The organism is Pseudomonas sp. HY2-MNA-CIBAN-0224, from assembly GCF_040310285.1.
Classification (GTDB): domain Bacteria; phylum Pseudomonadota; class Gammaproteobacteria; order Pseudomonadales; family Pseudomonadaceae; genus Aquipseudomonas; species Aquipseudomonas helleri.
Map to the genome: position 1 here is coordinate 1 of NZ_JBEOPQ010000619.1, position 263 is coordinate 263.

General features: G+C 48.3%; 1 protein-coding gene. It reads left to right on the forward strand.

The window, feature by feature from the left end:
- The coding region (locus AAEZ03_RS27795) for a thiolase family protein (protein ID WP_502947978.1) at positions 1 to 263 on the forward strand (263 nt) is incomplete at both ends.

Here is a 263-nt window from a genome sequence, read left to right on the forward strand (position 1 = left end):
GATGAAGAACCTGGTCTTGCTAATGCCGAGCGCATTCCTACTTTACGCCCAGCTTTTGCAAAAGACGGTACGATTACTGCGGCCAATGCCAGCTCAATCTCAGATGGCGCGGCTGCCGTCGTTATGATGAAAGAGTCACAAGCAAAATCTGAAGGTTTAGAATACCAAGAACGTATCATTGCGACCGCTTCAAACTCACGCCATCCAAGCGAATTTACTATCGCTCCGATTGGTGCCATTGAACAAGTCTTAGCCAATGCTGG